The organism is Kytococcus sp. HMSC28H12, from assembly GCF_001816045.1.
Taxonomy (GTDB): domain Bacteria; phylum Actinomycetota; class Actinomycetes; order Actinomycetales; family Dermatophilaceae; genus Kytococcus; species Kytococcus schroeteri.
On sequence record NZ_KV824383.1, the window covers coordinates 1 to 4,778 of the forward strand.

Below are 4,778 nucleotides of genomic sequence, written 5' to 3' on the forward strand. Positions count from 1 at the left end.
GGCCCCCGTCGCGCCCGCGCCCCTCGCGTGCGTCACGAGAGCTCCAGCATCCGCTCGACCGCCCGGCGCGCCGCCGCGGCCGTGGACTCCTCGAGCACCACCTCGGGCCCGCCGGTCTCCAGCGCGGCCCGGATGCCCGCGAGCGTGGAGCGCCGCATGTGCGGGCACAGGTTGCACGGCTGCACGTACTCGGTCTCCGGCTGGGCGGCGCGGATGTTGTCCGCCATCGAGCACTCGGTGATGAGCGCCACCTGGGCGGGCCGCTGCGTGCGCACGTAGTCGAGCATGTGCGCGGTGGACCCCGCCACGTCGGCGGCGGCGACCACGTCCGGGTGGCACTCCGGGTGCGCCACCACGGTGATGCCGGGGCGCTCGGCGCGGATCTGCTCCACGTCGGCCACGGAGAACCGCTCGTGCACCTCGCAGCGCGCCGGGTGGGTGATGACCTCCACCCCGGTGGCCTCGGCGACGTTGCGGGCCAGGTACTCGTCGGGCACGCAGATGATCTTCTCGGCCCCCAGGTGGCGCACGATCCGCTCCACGTTGCCGCTGGTGCAGCACACGTCGCTCACGGCCTTCACCGCCGCGGAGGAGTTGACGTAGGTGACCACGGGCACGCCGGGGTGGGCGGCGCGCAGGGCCAGCACGTCCTCGGGGGTGATGCCGTCGGCCAGCGAGCAGCCGGCCCCCGCATCGGGCACGAGCACGGTCTTGCCGGGGTTGAGCAGCTTGGCGGTCTCGGCCATGAACGGCACGCCCGCCAGCACGATGGTGGAGGCCTCCACCTCCTGCGCCATGCGGGCCAGCGCCAGGGAGTCGCCCACCAGGTCGGCGACGCCGTGGAAGATCTCGGGGGTCTGGTAGTTGTGCGCCAGCACCACGGCGTCGCGGGTGCGCTTGAGCTCCTTGATGGCCACCACGTCCTGCGCGAAGGTCGCCCACTCGGCCTCGGGCACCACGTGGCGGACGCGCTCGTACTCCTCGCGCGTGGCCTCCACGGCGGCGGCGACGTCGAGCAGCTCGGCCTGCGAGGCGCGGTGGCGCACCCGCGGGGTGGCCAGGTGGGTGGTGGTGGCGATCATGTCGGCCCCTTGTGTTCAGAGTGAGTACATTCTCAGAGCGAGCACAAGGGTAGGTCATGCGGAGGGGTGCTCGTGACCCGCGCCACAGGGTGGTGCCGGCGGGGGCCGCACGCGCACCCGGCGCACGCGACACCTCACACAGCGCGCCCCGGTGCACGCGAAACCTCACGCGGCGCGCGAAACGTGCCCGCCGCTCGGGAAACGCCGCGTGCGGGCAGCACCTTTCCCGTGCGTGGTGAGGTGTCGCGTGCGCAGAGCCCCCACCTCACGCGAGGGGAGGCCACCCGACGCTCCGCGCCGTGACGCCCACTGCCCGCCGGGCGCCGGCCGCTCAGCGCACCTTCGGCCGCGGCAGCTTGGTGCCCCCGTGGCGACGCTCGGCGTGCACGGACCGCCGGAACCGGTACAGCTGCGCCGGGCGACCCCCGGTGTCGCGGCTGGTGCGCCCCGTCGGCTCCACCAGCTCGGCCTGCTGCAGCACCAGCCGGCGGAAGTTCGGCTTGTGCACCTCCTGCCCGGCCAGCGCCTCCACCGTGGCCTGCAGCTGCCCCAGGGTGAACTCCTCGGCCATCAGCTCGAAGATCAGCGGCCGGTACTGCAGCGTGGAGCGCAGCCGCGCCAACCCCGTGGCCAGGATGCGCCGGTGGTCGTGCACCATCACCGCCCCGGTGGCCGCCACGGCATCGTCACGCGGGCCCGCCCCGGCACCCGCCGACTCGCGCACCAGCCCGGCCTCCCACAGCAGCTCGTAGCGCTGCAACGCCAGCTCCGGCGCCCACGGCTGCCCGTCCAGCCCGAAGGTGTGCGCCACCCGCGCCACGGCGTCCTCGTCCCCCTCGGCCCAGGTGCGCAGTGCCCGCTCCACCGCCGGCGCCAGCCCCGCGACACCGCGCCGGTCCTCCCAGGGCAGCAGGTCGTACACCTCCAGCCACCGCGGTGAGGGGGTGCTCCGCGTCAGGCCGAGGTAGCTGATCGCCACCGTGCGCCCCTGCCCCGCCGGCTCCCGGTCGGCAAAGGTGTACAGCTGCTCCACGTAGCCCAGCTCCACCCCGCCCTGCTCGGCCACCCACGCGCGCACCCCCGCCTGCAGCGAGCGGTGTGCCGGCTCCAGCGGCCCGTGGGGCAGGGCGTCGGGCTCGGTGGCCCCCAGCACCACGGGCGTGTCGTCACGCACCCCGATGACGACGGCGACGAGCTCGGCGGCGACGAGGGAGGACACGCCGCCATTCCAGCACGCGGCCCCGCCGGGCAGGCGCCGCGCCCCCCGCCACCACCCGGGCGGGCAGCGCCTCCCTGCGTACCCTCGACCCCGTGAGCACAGACACCACCCCCGCACGCACCGCCACCCCGGAGCGCCGCCCCGGCACCGGCGTCGGCCACGGCCCCGTCCCCGCCCTCGTGGGCCTGGCCGCCCTCGTCGTCCTGGGCGTCGGCATCCGCTCCCAGGCCAGCCTGCTCGGGCCCATGTTCCTGGCCCTCACGCTGGTCATCACGGCCTACCCGATGGTGACCTGGCTGCGCCGCCACAAGGTGCCCGGGTGGCTGGCCACCCTGGCCTCGCTGGTGACCATCTACGCGGTGCTCGTGGCCATCGCGTGGTCGATGGTGTGGTCGGTGCTGCGCCTGGTGGAGGTCATGCCGGAGTACCTCGAGCAGGGGCAGGACCTCTACCGCCAGACCATCCAGCAGCTCGCCACCTTCGGGGTGGACGAGGCGCAGCTCAAGGAGATGACCTCCAAGATCGAGCCGGGCCAGGTGGCCGGCGTGGTGCAGGGCGTGGCCGGGCAGCTCTCCAGTGGGCTCTCGCTGCTGACGTTGCTCGCCATCGGCCTGATCTTCCTCGTGCTCGACACCGGCTCCATGCCCGACCGCATGCGCGTCATCGCCCGCGAGCGCCCCGAGGCGGCCGAGGCCCTGGGGGACTTCGCCCGGCGGGTGCGCTCCTACTGGGTGGTGACCACGGTGTTCGGTCTGCTCGTGGCCCTGGTGGACGTGGGCTTCCTGTGGCTGATGGGCATCCCGCTGGCCATCACCTGGGGCGTGTTCAGCTTCGTCACCAACTACATCCCCAACGTGGGCTTCGTGCTGGGCCTCATCCCGCCCGCGCTCATCGCCCTGCTGGAGAAGGGCCCGATGGCCGCAGTGATCGTGGCCGTGGGCTACTGGGTCATCAACTTCGTGTTCCAGACCATCATCCAGCCGCGCGTCACCGGCGACATGGTGGGCCTCAACGCCACGGTCATCTTCGTCTCGCTGATCCTGTGGGCCTACCTGCTGGGCCCGCTGGGGGCGCTGGTGGCGGTGCCGGCCACCATCCTGGTCAAGGCCGCACTCATCGACCACGTGCCGGGCAACCGGTGGATGGCGGCGCTGGTGGGCGAGAACCCGCGCCCGGAGGAGCAGGACGAGGACACCCCGGACTCCCGCGACACCGACCACCTGCACGACCACGAGGGCGAGCCCGTCACCTCCACGCAGGGCCGGTCGGGGCTCGAGGGGGAGCGCGCGCCCGAGGGGGCCACGGCGGGCTCGGCGGGCAGTGCTGCTCCGGCCGCGGACGGGGCGCACCGCGTCGAGGACGAGCGCGGCTGAGGCCGCACCCGCACGGGCCACGCACGAGGCGGGCCGCACAGCACGGGCCGCACACAACGCAAGGGGCCGGAGTTCCGTAGAACTCCGGCCCCTTGCCGGCTCGTCAGGCGCCCTCTGCGTGTCCCATCAAATTCGCCGTCAGAGCTGTCTGCCACGGGGAGATCCCGGCCCCTGTGGCATGTCACCCATCCTGAGGGGCGATCCGCCGGATCTCCCAGCCCTGCCGAACTTCTGGGGAAAACCTTTACCCGGCACGTCGTGCGCGGGCACTCGGCGGGGCCGGCTGGGCCGCCGGTCGCGTGCTCGGAACCTCTCGCCGCGCGGGAACTCCCGAGCACGCGAGCGCCGCCCCCGCACCGTCGGCCCCACCACGCAGGCGCACCCGTCGGCCCCACCACCTTGCCTACGCTGGCCGCATGAGCGACACGCCCGCCGCCTCGCCCACCGCGCACCTCGTCACGCTGCCGCCCGGCACCGCCCTGGAGCCCAGCGGGTCGGGAGCCGGCGAGCTCGTGGCCCGCACCGCCGCCTGCACCCTGCGCCTCGACCTCCAGGGCGCCCACCTGCTCTCGTTCACCCCCGCCGGCGGCCGCGACCTGCTGTGGACCAGCCCCGACGCCGTCCGCGCACCCGGCCAGGCGATCCGCGGCGGGGTGCCGGTCTGCGCACCATGGTTCGCCACGGGCCCCGACGGCCACCACACCCCCAAGCACGGCCCGGCCCGCACCCAGCCGTGGCAGCCCACCTCGGTCGACGTGGCCCCCGACGGCACCGTCCGCCTGGGCCTGACCACCACCGCCGATGGCGTGGACCTGCACCTGGACGTCACGGCCGGGGCCGCCCTGCGGATGGCACTCACCCTCGCCCTGCCCGACGGCGCCGCACCGCGCACCGTGGAGGCCGCGCTGCACACCTACCTGGCCGTGAGCGCCGTGGCCGACTGCACGCTCGCCGGTCTGGACGGCGCCGGCGTGGTGGACACGCTCACCGGCGGGGTCACCACGCAGTCCGGCGACCTGCGCACCGAGGGCGCCATCGACCGCATCCACCGCACCGCCGGGCCGGTGCACCTCACCGACGCCCACCGCACCGTGGCCGTCACCA

At 74.4% G+C, this 4,778-nt stretch carries 4 protein-coding genes; 2 read left to right on the forward strand and 2 right to left on the reverse strand.

The window, feature by feature from the left end; genetic code table 11:
• Nucleotides 1-32: 32 nt before the first annotated feature.
• A complete protein-coding gene (gene nadA / locus HMPREF3099_RS04515) occupies nt 33-1,082 on the reverse strand; it encodes a quinolinate synthase NadA (protein WP_083323490.1) in 1,050 nt (349 codons plus the stop codon).
• A 331-nt stretch (nt 1,083-1,413) separates the two neighbouring features.
• Nucleotides 1,414-2,301, reverse strand: coding sequence for an NUDIX hydrolase (locus HMPREF3099_RS04520; protein WP_070704535.1), 888 nt, complete (start codon nt 2,299-2,301; stop codon nt 1,414-1,416).
• 92 nt (nt 2,302-2,393) lie between these two features.
• Between HMPREF3099_RS04520 and HMPREF3099_RS04525 the strand changes: the two genes are divergently transcribed.
• A complete protein-coding gene (locus HMPREF3099_RS04525) occupies nt 2,394-3,674 on the forward strand; it encodes an AI-2E family transporter (protein ID WP_070704538.1) in 1,281 nt (426 codons plus the stop codon).
• 416 nt (nt 3,675-4,090) lie between these two features.
• On the forward strand, nt 4,091-4,778 hold a 688-nt coding region (locus tag HMPREF3099_RS04530; RefSeq protein ID WP_070704541.1), incomplete at its 3' end, for an aldose epimerase family protein.

Coding starts and splice junctions, on each gene's coding strand:
- nadA (WP_083323490.1), bottom strand. CDS start 1,082: ATGATCGCCACCACCACCCACCTGGCCACCCCGCGGGTGCGCCACCGC.